At 65.7% G+C, this 18,796-nt stretch carries 19 protein-coding genes; 6 read left to right on the forward strand and 13 right to left on the reverse strand.

Annotation, left to right across the window (positions count from 1 at the left end; translation table 11 throughout):
- Window positions 1–53: 53 nt before the first annotated feature.
- The 5 genes from CI15_RS09425 to CI15_RS09445 all read left to right on the forward strand — a co-directional run bounded on the left by CI15_RS09425 (window position 54) and on the right by CI15_RS09445 (window position 5,295).
- Window positions 54–866, forward strand: a complete 813-nt coding sequence (locus tag CI15_RS09425) for a helix-turn-helix transcriptional regulator (protein ID WP_062126834.1) — start codon at window positions 54–56, stop codon at window positions 864–866.
- A gap of 141 nt (window positions 867–1,007) precedes the next feature.
- Window positions 1,008–2,414 (forward strand): argininosuccinate lyase, encoded by a 1,407-nt coding sequence (argH, locus tag CI15_RS09430; protein WP_062126836.1) that lies wholly within the window; start codon window positions 1,008–1,010, stop codon window positions 2,412–2,414.
- Window positions 2,415–2,779: 365 nt separating this feature from the next.
- The gene (locus tag CI15_RS09435) at window positions 2,780–3,289 is read left to right on the forward strand and encodes an energy transducer TonB family protein (RefSeq protein WP_062126839.1); all 510 of its coding nucleotides are present in this window, start codon (window positions 2,780–2,782) and stop codon (window positions 3,287–3,289) included.
- 363 nt (window positions 3,290–3,652) lie between these two features.
- Window positions 3,653–4,960, forward strand: a complete 1,308-nt coding sequence (locus CI15_RS09440) for an MFS transporter (protein ID WP_062126842.1) — start codon at window positions 3,653–3,655, stop codon at window positions 4,958–4,960.
- A gap of 155 nt (window positions 4,961–5,115) precedes the next feature.
- Complete coding sequence (locus CI15_RS09445; RefSeq protein WP_062126844.1) at window positions 5,116–5,295, forward strand: hypothetical protein; 180 nt, start codon at window positions 5,116–5,118, stop codon at window positions 5,293–5,295.
- A gap of 21 nt (window positions 5,296–5,316) precedes the next feature.
- Here the strand turns inward: CI15_RS09445 and CI15_RS38020 are convergent, their stop codons facing one another.
- Window positions 5,317–5,445, reverse strand: coding sequence for a hypothetical protein (locus CI15_RS38020; RefSeq protein ID WP_277621028.1), 129 nt, complete (start codon window positions 5,443–5,445; stop codon window positions 5,317–5,319).
- A 522-nt stretch (window positions 5,446–5,967) separates the two neighbouring features.
- Window positions 5,968–6,969 (reverse strand): lipopolysaccharide heptosyltransferase I, encoded by a 1,002-nt coding sequence (gene waaC / locus CI15_RS09455; RefSeq protein ID WP_062126850.1) that lies wholly within the window; start codon window positions 6,967–6,969, stop codon window positions 5,968–5,970.
- 251 nt (window positions 6,970–7,220) lie between these two features.
- On the opposite strand from waaC, the gene CI15_RS09460 reads away from it, so the two are divergent.
- The gene (locus tag CI15_RS09460) at window positions 7,221–8,624 is read left to right on the forward strand and encodes a chloride channel protein (RefSeq protein ID WP_174543215.1); all 1,404 of its coding nucleotides are present in this window, start codon (window positions 7,221–7,223) and stop codon (window positions 8,622–8,624) included.
- 161 nt (window positions 8,625–8,785) lie between these two features.
- On the opposite strand, the gene CI15_RS09465 is transcribed toward CI15_RS09460, so the two are convergent.
- The 11 genes from CI15_RS09465 to CI15_RS09515 all read right to left on the reverse strand — a co-directional run bounded on the left by CI15_RS09465 (window position 8,786) and on the right by CI15_RS09515 (window position 18,709).
- Window positions 8,786–9,097: a YXWGXW repeat-containing protein gene (locus tag CI15_RS09465; protein ID WP_062126855.1), complete on the reverse strand. Its 312-nt coding sequence runs from the start codon at window positions 9,095–9,097 to the stop codon at window positions 8,786–8,788.
- A gap of 291 nt (window positions 9,098–9,388) precedes the next feature.
- Window positions 9,389–9,643 (reverse strand): cell division topological specificity factor MinE, encoded by a 255-nt coding sequence (gene minE, locus CI15_RS09470; RefSeq protein ID WP_008922443.1) that lies wholly within the window; start codon window positions 9,641–9,643, stop codon window positions 9,389–9,391.
- A 14-nt stretch (window positions 9,644–9,657) separates the two neighbouring features.
- Complete coding sequence (minD, locus tag CI15_RS09475; protein WP_013088749.1) at window positions 9,658–10,473, reverse strand: septum site-determining protein MinD; 816 nt, start codon at window positions 10,471–10,473, stop codon at window positions 9,658–9,660.
- 106 nt (window positions 10,474–10,579) lie between these two features.
- On the reverse strand, window positions 10,580–11,452 hold the full coding sequence (gene minC / locus CI15_RS09480; RefSeq protein ID WP_062126858.1) for a septum site-determining protein MinC: 873 nt from the start codon (window positions 11,450–11,452) through the stop codon (window positions 10,580–10,582).
- 210 nt (window positions 11,453–11,662) lie between these two features.
- The gene (locus CI15_RS09485; RefSeq protein WP_062126861.1) at window positions 11,663–12,196 is read right to left on the reverse strand and encodes a GNAT family N-acetyltransferase; all 534 of its coding nucleotides are present in this window, start codon (window positions 12,194–12,196) and stop codon (window positions 11,663–11,665) included.
- Window positions 12,197–12,291: 95 nt separating this feature from the next.
- Window positions 12,292–13,077, reverse strand: coding sequence for a type I methionyl aminopeptidase (gene map, locus CI15_RS09490; protein WP_062127187.1), 786 nt, complete (start codon window positions 13,075–13,077; stop codon window positions 12,292–12,294).
- 336 nt (window positions 13,078–13,413) lie between these two features.
- A complete protein-coding gene (locus CI15_RS09495; RefSeq protein ID WP_241495824.1) occupies window positions 13,414–14,385 on the reverse strand; it encodes an AraC family transcriptional regulator in 972 nt (323 codons plus the stop codon).
- Window positions 14,386–14,439: 54 nt separating this feature from the next.
- Complete coding sequence (locus CI15_RS09500; RefSeq protein ID WP_062126867.1) at window positions 14,440–15,513, reverse strand: porin; 1,074 nt, start codon at window positions 15,511–15,513, stop codon at window positions 14,440–14,442.
- 98 nt (window positions 15,514–15,611) lie between these two features.
- Window positions 15,612–15,959, reverse strand: a complete 348-nt coding sequence (locus CI15_RS09505; protein ID WP_062126870.1) for a c-type cytochrome — start codon at window positions 15,957–15,959, stop codon at window positions 15,612–15,614.
- A 61-nt stretch (window positions 15,960–16,020) separates the two neighbouring features.
- Window positions 16,021–18,285, reverse strand: coding sequence for a xanthine dehydrogenase family protein molybdopterin-binding subunit (locus tag CI15_RS09510; RefSeq protein ID WP_082814194.1), 2,265 nt, complete (start codon window positions 18,283–18,285; stop codon window positions 16,021–16,023).
- Window positions 18,266–18,709: a (2Fe-2S)-binding protein gene (locus CI15_RS09515; RefSeq protein ID WP_062126872.1), complete on the reverse strand. Its 444-nt coding sequence runs from the start codon at window positions 18,707–18,709 to the stop codon at window positions 18,266–18,268. The genes CI15_RS09510 and CI15_RS09515 overlap by 20 nt, the downstream gene beginning before the upstream one ends.
- Window positions 18,710–18,796 lie beyond the last annotated feature (87 nt).

Raw genomic sequence — 18,796 nt, forward strand, 5'->3', positions numbered from 1 at the left:
TCGAGCAATTATTCTGGTATCTCCATTACCCCCCACCACGCGCAGCCGCTAGCATGACGACGCCGTCCTCCGCCGATCACCCGCCGCCGCTCGAGGCCACACCAGCCCGCGCGCTCGGCGACTTCATCCGCGCCCATCGCGAGCGGCTGTCGCCGCAGGCGGTCGGTCTGCCGCCGGGGCCGCGCCGCCGCACGCCCGGTCTGCGGCGCGAGGAAGTCGCGCAGCTATGCGGTGTGAGCCCGACCTGGTACACGTGGATCGAGCAAGGCCGGCCCGTGTCCGCTTCCGCCGATGCGCTCGCGCGCATCGCGGTCGCGTTGCAGCTCTCGCGCGCGGAGCGCGCGTATCTGTTCGAACTGGCCGCGCAGCGCGACCCCGCCGAGCCCGACCCCGCCGCCGCCGATGCGCCCGCCACGCTGCTGCAAACCGTGCAGCTGATCGACACGCCGGCCTACGTGCTCGACCGGCAGTGGAATGCGCTCGCGTGGAACGCGCGCGCGGCCGATCTGTTCGTCGGCTGGCTCGACGGCGCGCACGACCGCAACCTGCTGCGCTACACATTCACCGAGCCGGCCGCGCGCACGTTGATCGTCGATTGGGAAACGCGCGCGCGGCGGCTGGCCGCCGAGTTTCGCGCCGACTCGATCCGCCATCTGAACGATGCGCCGACGCGCGGGCTGATCGATGCGCTGTCCGCCGCGAGCGACGAGTTCGCGCGCTACTGGGCCTCGCAGGACGTCGGCGGGCGCGAGGGCGGCAGGCGCGAGTTCAACCATCCGCGCGATGGGCGCATCGTCTATGACCAGATCACGTTCAAGCCCGCGCATCGCGAGGATCTGAAGCTGGTGGTGCTGGTGCGCGAATAGGCGCGCGATGGGCGTTCGCGCCTTGAACGCGGTCGCCCAGTGTTAAAATCGCAGTCTTTCTTCGCCGCGGCGGCGCGCTTGCACGGCATGTGCACGCGCGTTGCCAGCCTCTTCACCGCTCGCTTTTAACCGCCCAACACCATGACGTCCCAACTGCACAAAAAAGGCGAAGCCTGGTCGGCTCGCTTCTCGGAGCCGATGTCGGAGCTCGTCAAACGCTACACGTCGTCGGTTTTCTTCGACAAGCGTCTGGCGTTCGTCGACATCGAAGGGTCGCTCGCGCACGCGTCGATGCTCGCCGCGCAGAAGATCATTTCCGCCGACGACCTCGCCGCGATCCAGCGCGGCATGGCGCAGATCAAGGGTGAAATCGAGCGCGGCGAGTTCGAATGGCAGCTCGATCTCGAAGACGTGCACCTGAACATCGAAGCCCGCCTGACCGCGCTGATCGGCGACGCGGGCAAGCGCCTGCACACCGGCCGCTCGCGCAACGACCAGGTCGCGACCGACATCCGCCTGTGGCTGCGCGGCGAGATCGACCGCATCGGCGGGCTGCTCACCGAGCTGCGCGTGGCGCTCGTCGACATCGCGGAGAAGAACGCCGCGACCATCATGCCGGGCTTCACGCACCTGCAGGTCGCGCAGCCGGTTACGTTCGGCCACCATCTGCTCGCGTACGTCGAAATGTTCTCGCGCGATGCCGAGCGCATGATCGACTGCCGCAAGCGCGTGAACCGTCTGCCGCTCGGCGCGGCGGCGCTGGCCGGCACCAGCTATCCGATCGACCGTCACGCGGTGGCGAAGACGCTCGGCTTCGACGGCATCTGCGCGAACTCGCTCGATGCAGTCTCCGACCGTGACTTCGCGATCGAATTCACGGCCGCTGCCGCGCTCGTGATGACGCACGTGTCGCGCTTCTCCGAAGAGCTCGTGCTGTGGATGAGCCCGCGCGTCGGCTTCATCGATCTGGCCGACCGTTTCTGCACCGGCTCGTCGATCATGCCGCAGAAGAAGAACCCGGACGTGCCCGAGCTTGCGCGCGGCAAGACCGGCCGCGTGAACGGTCATCTGATGGCGCTGCTCACGCTGATGAAAGGCCAGCCGCTCGCCTACAACAAGGACAACCAGGAAGACAAGGAGCCGCTGTTCGACACCGTCGATACGGTCGCCGACACGCTGCGCATCTTCGCTGAAATGGTCGCCGGCATCACGGTCAAGCCGCAGGCGATGCGCGACGCCGCGCTGCAAGGCTTCTCGACCGCAACGGATCTCGCCGACTATCTCGTCAAGCGCGGCCTGCCGTTCCGCGACGCGCACGAAGCGGTCGCGCTCGCGGTGCGCGTGTGCGCCGACCGCGGCTGCGATCTCGCGGACCTCACGCTCGACGAAATGCGCAACGAGTTGCCGAACGTCGCGCATCTGATTGGCGACGACGTGTTCTCGTATCTGACGCTGGAAGGTTCGGTGGCCAGCCGCAATCATCCGGGCGGCACCGCGCCCGAGCAGGTGCTGGCCGCGGTGAAGGCGGCGCGCGCGGCGTTGCAGTGATCGACGCCTGGGCAGCGCTGCGAGCCCAGGCCTGCAGCGTTGCTGGTTGAACCGATATCGCTATCGAAGAGGCGGACCCGTTTGGCGGGTTCGCCTTTTTTATTGCCGCTCGTGAACGCGAATTGAAGGCAAAAGAAAGCCCGCCATAAGCGGGCTCAAAAGACTTCCACCGATGCCTCATGAAGAGGCCATCAGAGTGTAGGCGGGTTTCGCCCGCCGACCAATTCGCGCATATTTCCGGCCATTACATCGGCAAGCAACGCGCGTCCTTGATACTCGCAGCGACACCCAGAGGGCTAACGCGAATTGAATCCTGGCGGTTTTTGACTACCATTCAGTCACGCTCTCTTCGTGGTCCGTCGACGATGTTCTCTCGCACTCTTTATCCTCCGCGCGCGAGTTCGTCGCGCGTGCTGCGGCTGTTGCTCATCACGCTCGGTGTCTCCGCCGTGGCTGGTTGCACGATCACGACACTGACGCCGCACGAAACCGTCAAGACACCGGTGGCCGCGATCAACAGCGCGTCGCTCGATCAATATCGCGACGCGGTGGCACGACGGATCGTCGAACGCAATCCGTCGTATGTGCTGCAGGGCAAGCCGCAGCCGATGCTGCGCTCGCTCGTGGTGGTGTCGTTCACGGTCGATCGCTATGGACACATCGTCCAGTCGTCGGTGTATCGCACGAACGGCGACGACGAAGCCGAGAGCACCGCGCTCGCGACGCTGCGCCGCTCAGCGCCGCTGCCGGAACCGCCCGGCAAGCTGCTGAACGGCCGCGGCCAGCTCGAGCTGTTCGAAGACTGGCTGTTCAACGACAACGGCAAATTCCAGCTTCGCGAGCTCGCCTCGCCGCAAGCGGAAACGTACGACTGAGCGCGGATGGTGCGCGCAATCACACGCACCATCGCGGGTCTCACCACACGCGTTGGCCTCGCTTCACTGCGCCGGGCCATCGTGCTCGACGCTCCCTTCGTTGCCACACGAGCTGATGCCGCCATTGCTGGGCAATGAGCGCGCTCGCTATAATTTTCCGATTCCCCGCGCCGGAGCCTTCCGGCATGGCTCACGCCGTCCGCACACCCGCGGCGCGGCGCATGAGCCAACCGCAGTGCCGCGGCGCCACCCGCGCGGCGCCCAAAACCTATACCTCAACGAGGAAGCCGCGCTCGCGCGCCGCCGCTTGTCTGCGAAGCACGGCGCGGCGCCCCGCGGCCTCACGACAATTGGAGACCCTGCATGTCCACTTCGCCGATTTCCGCGGCTCAGCCCGCAAGCGGGCAAAACAGTAGCGCGCGGATCATCTTCGCGAGCTTCATCGGCACCGCGATCGAGTTCTACGATTTCTATGTCTACGCGACCGCCGCGGCGCTCGTGATCGGACCGGTATTCTTCCCGCATGGCTCGGCCACCGCGCAGGCGCTGTCGGCGTTCGTCACGTTCGGCATCGCGTTCGTCGCGCGACCGATCGGCTCGTTCCTGTTCGGCCACTTCGGCGATCGCATCGGCCGTAAATCGACGCTGGTCGCCTCGCTGCTCGTGATGGGTCTGTCGACCACGCTGATCGGTTTCGTGCCGGGCTACGACGCGATCGGCAGCCTCGCGCCGATCCTGCTGTGCGTGCTGCGCTTCGGCCAAGGTATCGGCCTCGGCGGCGAATGGGGCGGCGCCGCGCTGCTCGCCACCGAAAACGCGCCGGCCGGCAAACGCGGCTGGTTCGGCATGTTTCCGCAGCTCGGGCCGTCGATCGGCTTTCTCGCATCCAACGGCCTGTTCTTCGCGCTCTCCCTGTCGCTGTCCGACGAGCAGTTCCGCAGCTGGGGATGGCGCGTGCCGTTCGTCGTCAGCTCGGTGCTGGTCGCGCTCGGCCTCTACGTGCGGCTGAAGATTGCCGAGACGCCGGCGTTCCAGGCGGCGATCGAACGCAAGGAACGCGTGCGCGTGCCGATCGCGACGCTGTTCTCGCAGCACTGGGTGCCGACCGTGCTCGGCGCACTCGCGATGGTGGTCTGCTACACGCTGTTCTACAACGCGACGACGTTCTCGCTGTCGTACGGCGTCGGGTCACTGCATATTCCGCGGCAGACGTTCCTTGGCCTGCTGTGCGTCGCAGTCGTGTTCATGGCGCTCGCCACCCCGCTGTCGGCCCGTGCGAGCGACCGCTTCGGGCGCAAGCCGGTGCTGATCGTCGGCATCATCGCGGCGATCCTGTCGGGCTTCACGATGGCACCGCTGCTCGGTAGCGGCGAGCCGATGCTCGTGCTGCTGTTCCTCGTGATCCAGCTGTTCCTGATGGGCGTGACCTTCGCGCCGATGGGCGCGCTGCTGCCGGAGCTGTTTCCGACCAACGTGCGCTATACGGGTGCCGGTGTCGCGTACAACCTGGGCGGGATTCTCGGTGCGTCGGTCGCGCCGTACATCGCGCAAGTGCTCGCCGCCCACGGCGGGCTGCCGTGGGTCGGCGCCTATGTGTCGGTCGCGGCGGCCGTGAGCCTGTTCGGTGTGCTGTGCATGCGCGAAACGCGCGATGAAACACTGATGAAGTGATGCTGAAGTGATGCCGAAGTGATGCCGAAGTGATGCAAGACGCATCGGCGGAAAAACGCTTCCGCCGATGCGCATTGGGTAAATCCCCCGTCTTGCGGGTCTTTTTGACTTGCCTATACTCCCTGCATAACCCTATAAAAAGCAGGGAGAATCGTATGAACGTCCATCTTCACAATGCCGATATCGTCATGATCATCGCGCTGGCCTTGCTCGGCTCGCTGCTGCTCGCACTGCGCTTCCGTCCGGCGACGTGGAAAGGCATCGTAGTCGAGGCGCTGGCCGCGAACGCCGCCGCGATTGCCGCAGTGGTCGCGTTCGAAATGCTGCTCGCTTGAGGCCAACGGTCCGGTCCCAGCTTAGCGGTAGTAGCCGTGATGATAGTAGCCGCCGCCGTAGTAGTAGCCCGGCGCCGGCGCGATGACGCAGCCGCCGAGTGCCGATGCGAGCAGCGTGCCGGCCACGAGAGTCAGGATCAAGCGTTTCATGTTGTTCTCCATCGAGTCAGGTTGATTCGAGCGCAAATCCCGAATGACCCGATTGAACACGATGCGCCCCGCGTCGAACGTTGCCATTTGTAAGAGAAGATCACTGAGCCGTTACACGATCGAGGCTCTCGATCGAGCGGTTTGCCTGACGCGCGCCGCTCCCGCCGAATCGCATCAACATGATGGAAAACAGCGCCTATACTCCGTTGAACGTACTGTCGCGATAGAAGCCTTGCTGGCCGCCTCGGCGCCGACGCAATCGCGCGGATTCAAGCACCCCGCGCGAGCATCGACGCGCCGCGTCCCACCGGCCTGCGCACGGTGCCGTGCGCGCATCGGACGCCCCAGCGTCCAACGAAAAGCGACAGTTTTAACAGACGTGTAATTGATTCCGCTTCGCCCGCTGTTCCCCGACACGGGCGTTCTATGAGGCGCGACGATGCAGGCGCCGCCCGCAAGGGCGGACTGCGCGTCGCGCCTCTTTTCTTTGACGCAAACGATTGCGCGATCGCGCGAAGGAAGTCAGGCGGCGGACTGGTCCTGCATCGCGGGTACAGGCTTGCTCGCCTGCACGTACTCGATCGCTTCGAGCGCCGCGCTGACGGACGGCACGGACCGCCCGTCGCCGATCGAGGTCGAACGATTCGGCGCTTCGACGCCGCAATGCGAGGGCGACGTCGCGACGAAGATCATCACCGTGCGCTTCTGTAGCGCATGCGCGAGGTGCACGAAGCCCGTATCGGTACCGACCACGAGCGTGCAGTTGTCGATCATCTGCGCGACTTCGGTCACGCTCATTGGCGGCAGCACGCTCGCGCCCGGCACCTGCGCGGCGATCCGCTCGGCCGCGGCCTGCTCACCAGCCGACCCCCACGGCAGCACCACGTGGAAACCACGCTCGCTCAGCTCGCGCCCGACCGCCACCCAGTGCGTGAGCGGCCATTTCTTGTCGTCTTTGGAGGTGGCATGAAAGAACGCCGCGACAGGCGCGCTCCGCGCCGCGAACGGCTGCGTGACGGGCGCGGGCAACCGCAGGTTGTAGACGGGCGGGCCGTCCACTTGATAGCCGAGCGCCTCGCCGGCGCTGATGCGCATGCCGTGCCAGGCATTGCCTTGCGGACGTGGGCCGAAACGTCCGGTGTAGGCGAACGCGGCGCCGCGCTCGCCGAGGTCCTGCGATTGATAGCCGATACGCCGCGACGAGCGCGCGAGAAAGGCGATGATCGCGCTCTTGTAGACGCCGTGAATGTCGACGATATAGTCGTAGCGATACGCGCGCAGCTCGGCGATCGATGCCCAGATCGCCTTCAGGTCACGCCAGCGGCGCGCCTTCTTGAAGCGGCGCAGCGGCGCGCACAGCACGCGATCGACCCCCATGCTCCAGTGCAGGAGTTCCGCAAATGCTTCGTCCGCCGCCCAATCCACCTGAACGCCGGGAAATGCGCGCTTGATATCGGCGACCACTGGCAACGCCTGCACGATATCGCCTAGTGAAGTGACCTTGACGATAAGGATTCGCTTCATTGAGGGTCTGTTCTTGGTTCGAAGGTGAACTCATTTTAGCTGACAGTTTTACCGATCCAAGTCGAATGGGCGCCGCGCGCGGCTCGGTTCGCAATACGGCGCGTTACAGCGCATCGTCGCGCCCACCTGATCCACCTCATCATTTCAAAATACTTTCACTCGTTTTTCCCTGCGCCTCGCGTCTTATACTGAACGTTTTGCGCTCAATCCGCCTCATGTCCTCGCCCATCCCGTTTCGATCGTCCGCCGTCATGCGCCGCGCAAAACGCCTGTGGCGACAGTACGGAATTTTCTGGCTCGGCGCGATCGCCGTCGGTCTGGTCGCGGTGCTCTATGCGCGTCTGATCGACTGGGGGTACGACGCGTTTCGCGGCGTGCAGCATCGATATGCGTGGGCGCCGCTCGTCATCACGCCCGCGGTCGCCGCGCTCGCGGTATGGCTCACCCGGCGGTTCTTTCGCGGCGCCGAGGGCAGCGGCATCCCGCAGGTGATCGCGACGCTGCATGCGAAGCCCCGCGAGTACGGCACGCGGCTGCTGTCGTGGCGGATTCTGCTCGGTAAGATCGCCGTGTCGTTTCTCGGCATTCTCGGCGGCTTTACGATCGGCCGCGAAGGACCGACCGTACAGGTCGGCGCCGCGCTGATGTTCAATCTGCGCCGGCTGTATCCGCGCTCGAATGCGCACATTGAACGGCAGCTCGCGCTGGCGGGCGCGGCCGCGGGTCTATCGGCGGCGTTCAATACGCCGCTCGCGGGCGTCGTGTTCGCGATCGAGGAATTGACGCGCAGCTTCGAGGCGCGTGCAAGCGGCGTATTGATCACCGCGATCATCCTGGCGGGCGTGGTCGCGCTTGGCTTGAACGGTAACTACACCTATTTCGGCACGATCCAGATCGGCGTGCATTTCCCCGACCTGCTCGCGCTCGCCGTGGTGCTCACCGCGATCGTCACGGGGATCGCCGGCGGCATATTCGCCTGGCTGCTGCTCAACACCGCGCGCTGGATTCCGGCGCCGCTGCGCCGGCTGCACGGCGAGCGGCCGGTCGCGTTCGCCGCGTTGTGCGGCTTCACGATCGCGGTGGTCGGCGTGATCTCCGGCGGCGCAACGTTCGGCAGCGGCTATGCGGAAGCGCGCGGCCTGCTCGATGGACACCCGCAGTCGGTCTTCTACCCGTTCCTGAAGATGATCGCGATGGTCGGCTCGTACCTGCCCGGCATTCCGGGTGGCATCTTCGCGCCGTCGCTGTCGATCGGCGCGGGCTTCGGCAATCTGCTGCACATGGTGTTCGATTCGATGCAATTGCCGATGCTGATCGCGCTCGCGATGGTCGGCTATCTGGCCGCGGTCACGCAGTCGCCGATCACCTCGTTCGTGATCGTGATGGAGATGATCGACGGCCACGCGCTCGTGATTTCGCTGATGGCCACCGCGCTGATTGCGAGCCGCGTGTCGCGCCTGTTCGCGCCGCCGCTCTACGAGTCGCTCGCCGAGCGCTACATGGCGCCGCTGCCGCAGCCAGCACCCGCGCCGGTACCGGAAGTGCCCGAGGTCGAGGCGCCGTGGTCCGAGGCGGACGGCAGCGACGAGGAGCCATCCAGCGGCACCGCCGCCGAGGACACCACGACGGATCCGTCCGGCCCACCGCGTCAGTAGACGACCACGCGCGGCGCGTGCACATACAGCGGCCGCGCGGGCACGACGACGCAGCCGGCCAGCATCATCGCCAACGCGGCGAGCACGAGCAGATTCTTTTTCATTCGAGATTTCTCCACGATCACGTTCATAGGCGCGTCTCAGGGACGCGCGCGCTGCCGTCAAGCCCAGTGCCCCGGCACCCAGCGATAGTTCGGACCATGTTCGACCCAGTGGCCGGGCATCCAGTGATAGCCGACGCGCTCGGCCTGCCAGTGGCCGGCGACCCACACGTAGCGGCCATGATCCCAACGCCAGTGACCGTGATCCCAGACATAGCCGGCACGCGGCGCGGGCGCCGCTTCAAAGCGCTCCACGGGCGGCGCGGACGGCGCGACGACGATGACTTCCGCAGCCGAAGCCGAGGCCATCGCGGCGGCGCCGGCCGCGATCAGGACGGTGTTGGCAAGCAGCAGGCGAACGGTCTTATTCATGATTTCCCTCTTTGGTTGAACACCGGATGCGGCGTTACCGGTTTAATGCGCGAGGGCGACGCGAGGCTGACGACGCGCGTGTAACGGCACACGCTGAAGTGCAACGGTTTATTTCGACGGGGAAACGGCGAGCGCGGCAGAGGCGGCTTCAGGGCGAAGCCAGAGGAGGAGGAGGACGAGCCGAACGCCGCACGGCATCACGTCGATCCAACGCGACGCGCCGCGACGTCCCGCACGTGATGCAGAAGGAACGCACCGACCGGACCGCCCTGGTGGCGGTCCATCCAAAGCTCAGGCCTGCGGGATTTCGATCTTGACTTCGAGCACCTCGAGATCGTCCTGACGCTCGAGACTCACGCGTATGTCGTCATCGGAGATCTTCACGTACTTCGAGATCACGGCCACCAGTTCGCGTTGCAACGCAGGCAGATAATCGGCGGGCGCATGGCCGCCGGCGCGCTCGTGCGCGATGATCAACTGCAGGCGTTCCTTCGCTACCGACGCGGACTTCTTCTTCTCGCCCAGCAAAAACGAAAGAATCGACATTACGTGCGCTCCCCTTACTTGGTGCCGAAGAGGCGCTGCAGCAGCCCGGGCTTCTGGTAATCGACAAAGCGAAGCGATTTCTGCTCGCCGAGGAAACGCGACACGACGTCCTTATAGGCTTCGGCCACATCGGTGCCATCCAGATGCACGGCCGGCAGACCCTGATTCGACGCGTGCAGCACCGCTTCCGATTCCGGAATCACGCCGATCAGGTCGATGCGCAGAATTTCCTGGATGTCGGTCAGCGACAGCATTTCGCCTTCGCTGACGCGCTTCGGGTTGTAGCGGGTGATCAGCAGGTGCTCCTTGATCGGCTCCTTGCCTTCGATCGCGCGCTTGGTCTTCGACGACAGGATGCCGAGAATACGGTCGGAGTCGCGCACCGACGACACTTCCGGGTTCGTCACGATCAGCGCTTCGTCGGCGAAGTGCATCGCAAGCAGCGCGCCCGACTCGATACCGGCCGGCGAATCGCAGACGATGTATTCGAAGTCCATCGCGATCAGATCGTTGATGACCTTCTCGACGCCTTCCATCGTCAGCGCGTCTTTATCTCGCGTCTGCGAGGCCGGCAGGATAAACAGGTTCTCGCACTTCTTGTCCTTGATCAGCGCCTGGTTCAGATTCGCTTCGCCCTGGATCACATTGATCAGGTCGTACACGACGCGGCGTTCGCAGCCCATGATGAGGTCGAGGTTGCGCAGGCCGACGTCGAAGTCGATCACGGCGGTCTTGCTGCCGCGCAACGCGAGGGCCGACGCGAAGCTCGCGCTCGTGGTCGTCTTGCCCACGCCACCCTTGCCCGAAGTCACCACAATGATTTTTGCCATTACCCTTACCTTGTGTTCGTCAAATGCGTCAATTGATGCGCGGCCCGCGTCGCCGTGAAACGCTGCGTGCCGCCGTCGCTCGGGGCAGCGCGTGCTTCGCGGTGCTTTACGTGAGCCGCAGCGGTTCGATCATCAGTTTTTCTTCTTCGAGCCAGATCTGCACCGGCTTGCCGAGCACCTCGGCCGGCAGCGGGTTCTCGGTCGTTCGGTAGATGCCCGCGATCGAGATCAGTTCCGGTTCGAGACACGTGCAGAAGATGCGCGCGTCGTGATTGCCCTGCACGCCGGCCAATGCCCGGCCGCGCAGCGGCGCGTAAATATGGATGTTGCCTTCCGCGATCACCTCGGCGCCATAGCTGACGAGACCGAGCACGACCAGATCGCCTTTTGCGTAAATGCGCTGGCCGGAGCGCAGCGGCTTGTCGACCACCATTGTTTGCGGCGAGGTGGCGAGACGCACCGGTTCGACGGCGGACGTGGGTTCGACCGCTGCGGTGCTTTCTGCCGCGGATGCGGCCGCCGTTGCCGCGCTCGCGCCTGCGCTTGCTGCCGCGCTCGCCGTCGCACCGGTTGACGTGCTTGCTGCCGCGCTAGTTGCCGCGCTTGTTGGCGCGTTGCCCGTCGCCGCGCTGTCCTCATCGGCCTGCTTCGCTGGCGCGCCACGGCGGTCGCGCGCTTCGAGCAACGGCAATGCCGACTCCGTCGCCCACATCTGCTCCGCGTTCGCGACCACGCCGACCGGACGCATGCGCACGCTGTCGAGCAGTTGCGCGATCTCGGCGAGCGGCACGCGTTCGTCGCCGGCGAGACGCCGCACGTCGATCGCGACGACGTCGTTAGCGAAGAATTCGGGGGTCGCCTCGAAGCGCCGCGTCAGTTCGGCACGCATCGAATCGAGGTCGGTCGTTTTGACCACGAACATCAGCGTGTCGACAGAGCCGCTGCGCAGTTCGAAAAAGGGCGATTTCTTGGGCGACATAGCGTTCGGCAAAAAATTTTGCGTATTTTACAGGCGTACACGCGCGCGGCCACTATTTTTCCCGGGAGAATCGGTGCCCGCGCGTGCGGACATGACGCGCGTCGTTCATGCGATCGACGCGCGACGGTGCGAAAGAAAAGCGGACGGGAAAAAGACCGTGCTGAAGCGACGGCGAAGACGAGCGGCACGCGCGACGCGCCGCTTGCGGGATCACTGCTGAAACACCTGCGAAGTGCTCGGCACGTGCCGCACCAGCAGACTTTCGACCTGCTCGGGCGCGCGTTCGCCGCGGCGGTGCTCGCCGGTCGGCCCAAAACCGAGCGCCTCGTAAAAGCGCATCGCGTTGCGGTTCGCGTCGGCGACCCACGCGTAGATTTCCGTTGCGCCCGCATTCGCGAGCCAGCTGCTCGCGGTGTCGACCAGCAGCTCGCCGCCACGCAGATGACGCACGGCCGGCGCCACCCACAATTCGCAGACGAACGCGCGGCGCGCCGCGGTGTCGTCGAAATGCGCCTCGATCAGTCCGGCCGGATGGCCCTCGGTGTACAGGATGAACGTACCGACGGACGGCGAAACCGCGTGATCCGCCGCGGTCGCGTCGAAACTGGCGGCGTCGGCCGACAACGCGTCCTCGAGCGTCGCGCCGAAGGCATACGGCGCCTCCCGCAGCGATGCGGTACGGAGTTCGCGAAAAACGGCGCCCTGATCAGCAGTGATGCGGCGAACGGTCAATGACGGACTCATGCAGACGAAAACCCCTGAAAACCCTAACGCGTAGCTTTAACCGAACCGGCCGTCGAGTCAATTTATTATTGACAGGATTGGGTGGGCTCGCTCACTCACGGCGCCTCGTAGTGGCCGGTACCGTCCGGCCACGGCGTCAGCAGTTCATAACCGTCGTCGGTCACGGCGACCATGTGCTCCCATTGCGCCGACAGCGAGCGGTCCTTCGTGATCACGGTCCAGCCGTCGCGCTGCACCGAGGTGCCGGCGCGGCCCGCGTTGATCATCGGCTCGATCGTGAAGACCATGCCAGGCTTCAGACGCACGCCCTGCCCCGGCTGACCGTAGTGCAGCACCTGCGGGTCCTCGTGATAGACCTTGCCGATGCCGTGCCCGCAGTAGTCGCGCACGATCGAAAAGCCCTCGCGCTGCGCGATCTTCTGGATCGCGTGGCCGACGTCGCCGAGCGTCGCGCCCGGCTTCACCTCGCGGATGCCGGCCACCATCGCCTCGTAGGTCGTGTCGATCAGCGCGCGCGCGACCGTGCTCGGCTGGCCGACGCAGTACATGCGGCTCGTGTCGCCGAAATAGCCGTCCTTGATGATCGCGACGTCGATATTGATGATGTCGCCGTCCTTCAGGATCTCGTTGCGATTCGGGATGCCGTGACATACGACCTGATTGACCGACGTGCAGACGGTCTTCGGAAAACCCAGATAGCCGACGTTGGCCGGAATCGCTTTCTGCGTGTGGACGATGTAGTCGTTGCACAGCGCGTCGAGGTCGTCGGTGGAGACGCCAGCCTTGACGTGCTCGCCGATCATTGCCAGCACATCGGCGGCGAGGCGGCCGGCAATGCGCAGCTTCGCGATATCGTCGGGAGTCTTGTAGGTAATGGCCATGAATTCAGTCGATGTGAGTCGCGGGTCAAGCGCGAGATGATCCGCCGCGCCCGAAAGCCCGGCGGCCCGCAACCGCCGTTCGATCGGGCGATTTCGGGCAATTGTACAGAGGATCGCGGATCGACCCCGCGGAAACCGGCTGAAGCGGTGCGCGGCAAGCGGCTGTGACGCGATCGAGGCTCGCCGCGGCGCGCGCCCGATTCACGGTGACGGGTCGTTGCGCGGCCGGCTGGCGGACCGGCGCGTTCACATGGACTGACGGCAAGGGAACTCGAAGGCTCGTCGAGCCCGGAGATTTCAATCGCTCAGTTTCCCGAACTAAATTTCGGGATCGGGTCAGCTCGCCGGCTGCGCCCCGCTCTTCGCCATATCGTAGGGATCGCGCATGCTGCGCGCGTACTGCTTCGGCGCCATCCCCGACCAGCGCCGGAACGCGCGAATGAAGGCCTTCTCCGATGCGTAGCCGACGCTCTCGGCGATCTCGATCAGACGGCGCCGCGGGTCGCGCAGCGCGCCACTCGCGAGGTACATGCGGTAGGAGGTCAGATGCCCGATCGGCGTGTCGCCGACCAGTTCGACGAAGCGCGCGCTAAAGCGCGAGCGCGACATGCCCGCGGCCGCCGACAGCGACTCGACGGTCCAGCTCCGCTCGGGCTGCCGATGCAGCAGCGCGATCGCCTTGCCGATCTGCGGGTCCATCAGCCCGCGCAGCCACCCGGTGTGATCGATCGCCGAGGCCAGATGCGCGCGCAAGAGCTGCACGAACAGCACGTCGGCGAGGCGCGCGGCCGCGACCGCCCAGCCCGGCTGCGCGGACATCGATTCGCGAATGAACGCCATCAGCGTGCTGGCGAGCCACGGGCCGACGGCCGGGTCGTTCGCGCGCACGTGAATCAGCGGCGGCAGCACGCTGAAAAGCGGACTGCGCATCGCCTCGCGATAGACCATGATCCCCGTGTACAGATCGCTGACCGAGCCGCCGCCGCCCGCGGTGAAATGCAGCGGCGTGTCGAAGCTCGGACGGATGCCCTGGTCGGCCATCAGGTTGTCGAACGGCACGGGCGTGACTTCCGGCGACGACGCGAGCACATGCTGGTGCCCATGGGGCAACAGCACGAAATCGCCGGTCTCGACGCGCACCGGCGCCATGCCTTCGACGATCACGTAGAACGGGCTGCCGAACACGGTGCGAAACGCCGCGCCGTCGACGGCTCCTTTCAGGAACGCCCACGGCGCGGTCAGCGAGAAATGGCCGGTGACGACCGCGTCGGCGCGCAGATCCGCGAGAGTGTCGCTCAACAGGTCCACCGCCATTTCTTTGCTTCTCCGTGATGTGTTGCCAGATGTGTTGCGAAGTATTGCCTAGAAGCGCTGCTGGATGCCGACCATCACGCCGAGCTGGTTCGCGCCCGGCGTCACCGTGCCGGCCGCCGCCACCGAATTCGCCGCGAGCGGGCTGTTGAACATATACGCCACCGACGAATATACCGTGGTGCGCTTCGACAGCAGATAGTTCGCGCGCCCGACCACCATCGTCGAGCTCGACTGCGAGCGCACGATGTAGCGCAGGCCCTGCGCGTCGAACGACAAAGCGGGCGTCACGAAGTAGTTGGCGCCGAGGAAGAACAGATCGGTCTGCTGATGCTGCGCCGCCGACGTGTTGCGGCGAATCCAGCCGGCGCCGACCTTGCCGCCCTGATAGGTCAGGTAGCCGTCGACGATCACGCGCTTGTCGGTGTCGTCGCTGCTGGTGAGCGGTGCGCTGGCGCCCGGGCCGCCGTACATCACGTCGTACGAAGCGGCGGCGCCGCCCCAGCCGCCGTCGTACGCGAGCATCGCCGTGTACTGGCGGCACGCAACCGCGTCGCCCGCGATCTGCCCGCCGCAGTTCGTCGCCGACGGACCCGCCGGCCCCGCCGCGTCGCGACCGAAACTGTACGTGCCACCGAGCGTCACGCCGTGAAACTTGCCGAGATAGCCGATCGCGTTGTCGCTGCGCGCGTTCGGCAGATAGCTGTCGAAGTTCGCCATCGAATGAATCGACGGGCCGATCACGTCCGCGTTCAGCAGCACGTACATCGACATGTTCATCTGGCGACCGAGCGTGAGCGTACCGTAGTCGCTGCTCACGCCGACGTTGGCCTGCCGGCCGAACAGACGGCCGCCGTAGTTCAGCCCGCCGGTCGACGGCGCGAAGCCGCTTTCGAGCACGAAGAACGTCTTGTAGCCGCCGCCGAGGTCCTCGACGCCGCGCAGACCGAAGCGCGATGGCACCTCGCCCGTGAGCGTCGGCATGCCGACGAAGGTGCCGCCCTTCGCCGCGTTGTTGTAGTACTCGACGCCGGTATCGACGATACCGTACAGCGTCACGCTGCTCTGGCCGAAGGCCAGCCCCGCCGTGCCTGCCAGCACGGCTGCCGCGCAGAACTTCTTCATGTCAGTCTCCAACCCTTGTTCAAAGTAGTACTTATTAATGTGAAATCCTGCCGGGCTTCGTGGCGGATCCGGTTTTTACTGCGGTATGTGTTGCGGGTTCAGTTGGGTTTGCTGCCCGCGAGAATCCACTGCACGACCGTTTGCGCATCGGCGGCGCTGATCTGGTTCGGCGGCATCGGCACCGCGCCCCACGTGCCTGACGTGCCGTTCTGCACGTGCGCGACGAGCGTCGCGAGCGCGCCGGACTTGCCCGCGTAGCGTGCGGCGACATCCCGATAGGCGGGACCGACGAGTTTTTTATCGACCGCATGGCAGCCGAAGCAGGCGTGCTGTCTGGCGAGGTCCTGGGCGCGCGCGGCATCGATGATGGGCTCGGCGGCATGCGCCGCCGACACCGCGCTCGCGGCCAGCAGAGAAATGAGAGGAACGATCAGTGGGCGAATCATGGGGCTCTTCTTGTTGTGAGTGATGGATCGGTGACTGCGTGTTGCGGGCTCAGGCTCAGGCTCAGGCAAGCGGCTGGTCGAGCGGCATCGAGCGCAGGCGCGTGCCCCTCGCCTGATACAGCGCCTCGGCGACCGCGGGCGCGACAGGCGGCAGCACGACCTCGCCGCAGCCCTGCGGCGCGCGATCGCTATCGACGATCACGACCTCGACCTTCGGCATCTGCGCGAGATAAAGCAGCGGATAGTCCGCGAAGTTCTGCTGCTCGACCGCGCCGTCCTTGAAGGTGATCTCGCTTCGGAACGTGTTGGTCAGCGCGAAGCCGATGCCGCCTTCGACCATCTGCCGGATCAGCATCGGATTGATCGCGCGGCCGCAATCTACCGCGCAGACGACGCGTTCGAGCTTCGCGTTGCCGTTGACGATGCGCAACTCGACGATCAGCGCGACGTACGTCGTAAACGCGCCGCCGCGGCCGGTGTAGAGGCAATACGCGAGACCGCGATGGACGCCGGCGGCGGGCTTGTTCGACCAGCCCGCTTTCGCGGCCGCGCGATCGAGCACGCGCAATGCGAGCGGATCATCGCGCAGCAGTGTGCGGCGATACGCGAGCGGATCGATATGCGCCGCGTTCGCCAACTCGTTGATGAAGTTCTCGAGAAAGAACACGCTCGAGGTGCTGCCGACACTGCGCATGAAGCTCACCGGAATCGGCTGGTTCACGTTCACCGAATCGACGAGCAGGTTCGGCACGCGATAGCCGAGGTCGTACAGACCGTCGAGCATCGTTTCGTCCCAACCTCCGGCCTTCTCGAAGTAGTCGCGCTTGATCGACCAGTACAGCGACTGCCCCGTCACGCGGATATGCAGCGCCTCGGGATAGCCGTCCGCACCGAGCACCGCGCGCAGGCGCGCCGACACGCCGGGCCGGTAGAAGCCGTGACGGATGTCGTCCTCGCGCGAGCGGATCACCTTGACCGGCCGCCCCACCGCCTTCGACGCAACCGCCGCGTGAATCACGAAGTCCGGCACGTACTTGCGTCCGAAGCTGCCGCCGAGAAACGTCGTGTTGACGATCACCTTGTCGGACGGCACTTTGAAAATCGCGCCGAGCGTCCAGCGCACCTTGTCCTGCCCCTGGATCGGCCCCCACACTTCGATGTCGTGCTCGCGCACGTGCACGGTCGCGTTGACCGGTTCCATCGTCGCGTGAACGATGTAGGGCGTGTGATAGTCGGCTTCGATCACACGCTGCGCGTTCGCGAACTGCGCGGCCGCGTCGCCGACATGCGTCGCGACGACCGCGCGCTCCGACATCAGCGCGGCCTTGCGTTGCGCAAGGATCGTCGCGCTGTCGAACGGCGGGGTGCCGGCGTCGTCCCATTGCACGTCGAGCGCATCGCACGCTTTCTTTGCCTGCCAATAGGTGGCGGCCACCACGATGATCGCGTCCTTCGCCTGCACGACATCGACCACGCCCGGCAACGCGCGCACCGCATCGCGATTGCGTACGGCGACCGGTTTGCCATTGAGCGTCGGCGCCATTCTGATCGCACCGTTGAGCATGCCAGGCACGTTCACATCGACGCCGAATTGCGCGCGGCCGCTCACTTTCGCGGGCGCGTCGAGCTTGCCGAGCGGCTGACCGATCAGCGTATGCGCGGACTCGGGCTTCAGTCGCGGTTGCGGATCGAGCGGCAGTCTTGCGACGTCGTCGAGCAGTTCGCCATAGCCGACCGAGCGGCCCGTCTGCAGATGAATCACGCGACCGCTCTTCGTCGTGCATTGCGTCGGGCGCACGCCGAGACGCTCGGCGCCTGCCTTCAGAAAGGCCGAGCGCGCCTGGGCGCCCGCGATCCGCAAGCGCGTGTAGAACATCGTCACGGACATCGACGCGCCGACGAACTGCTGCGGCATCTCGTTCGCAGCGGAGATGCGGTAGGCGTCGCGGCCGGTGACGAACTCGACGCTCACGCGCCGCCAGTCGGCATCCATCTCGTCGGCGAGCACCTGCGGCAGCCCGGTGTAGACGCCCTGCCCCACCTCGCATTGCGACAGGCCGATGATCGTGCGGCCGTCGGGATCGACCCGCACCCAGTCATTGATTTCGTGAAAGCCCGCGGTGCCTTGCGCGTGGTCCGCGCCTTCGGCGGCTTCGCTATGCGTGCTCCACGCGAGCGGCAGCACGAGGCTTCCCGCGATCGCGAAGCCGGTCGCGGCGCTGCGCTTCAGAAAGGCGCGCCGGCTCTCGCGACGCCGCGCCTCTGCCGGTTCAGCCGGATGCGCGGCGATCCGCGCCGCTGCCCGCTCAGGAATTCGCTGCGACATGAACGGCCTCGCGGATACGGTGATAGGTCGCGCAGCGGCACAGGTTCGTCACGGCCTGGTCGATCTGCGCATCGGTTGGATGGGGATGCTGCTCGAGCAGCGCGGCGACGGCCATCACCATGCCGGACTGGCAATAGCCGCATTGCGGCACGTCCTTTTTGATCCACGCCTGCTGTACCGGATGGCTGATGTCGGGCGACAAGCCTTCGATCGTGGTGATGCTGCGTCCCGCCACCGCCGACACCGGCAGCACGCACGAACGCGTCGCCTCGCCTTCCAGGTGCACGGTGCACGCACCGCATGCGCCAATGCCGCAGCCGTACTTGGTGCCCGTCAGCGCCGCCGCGTCGCGGATCACCCACAACAGCGGCGTGTCGGGATCGCCATCGAAATCGAACGGCTTTCCGTTCAGTGTGAATTGCATGCTCGGTCTCCCCCCAAAAATCGCCGTCCGAGGTGTCCGTCACGACGAACGCGATGGATGGAATTCTTGAGGTGGACAAAATGCGCG

This window comes from Paraburkholderia monticola (assembly GCF_001580545.1).
GTDB lineage: Bacteria > Pseudomonadota > Gammaproteobacteria > Burkholderiales > Burkholderiaceae > Paraburkholderia > Paraburkholderia monticola.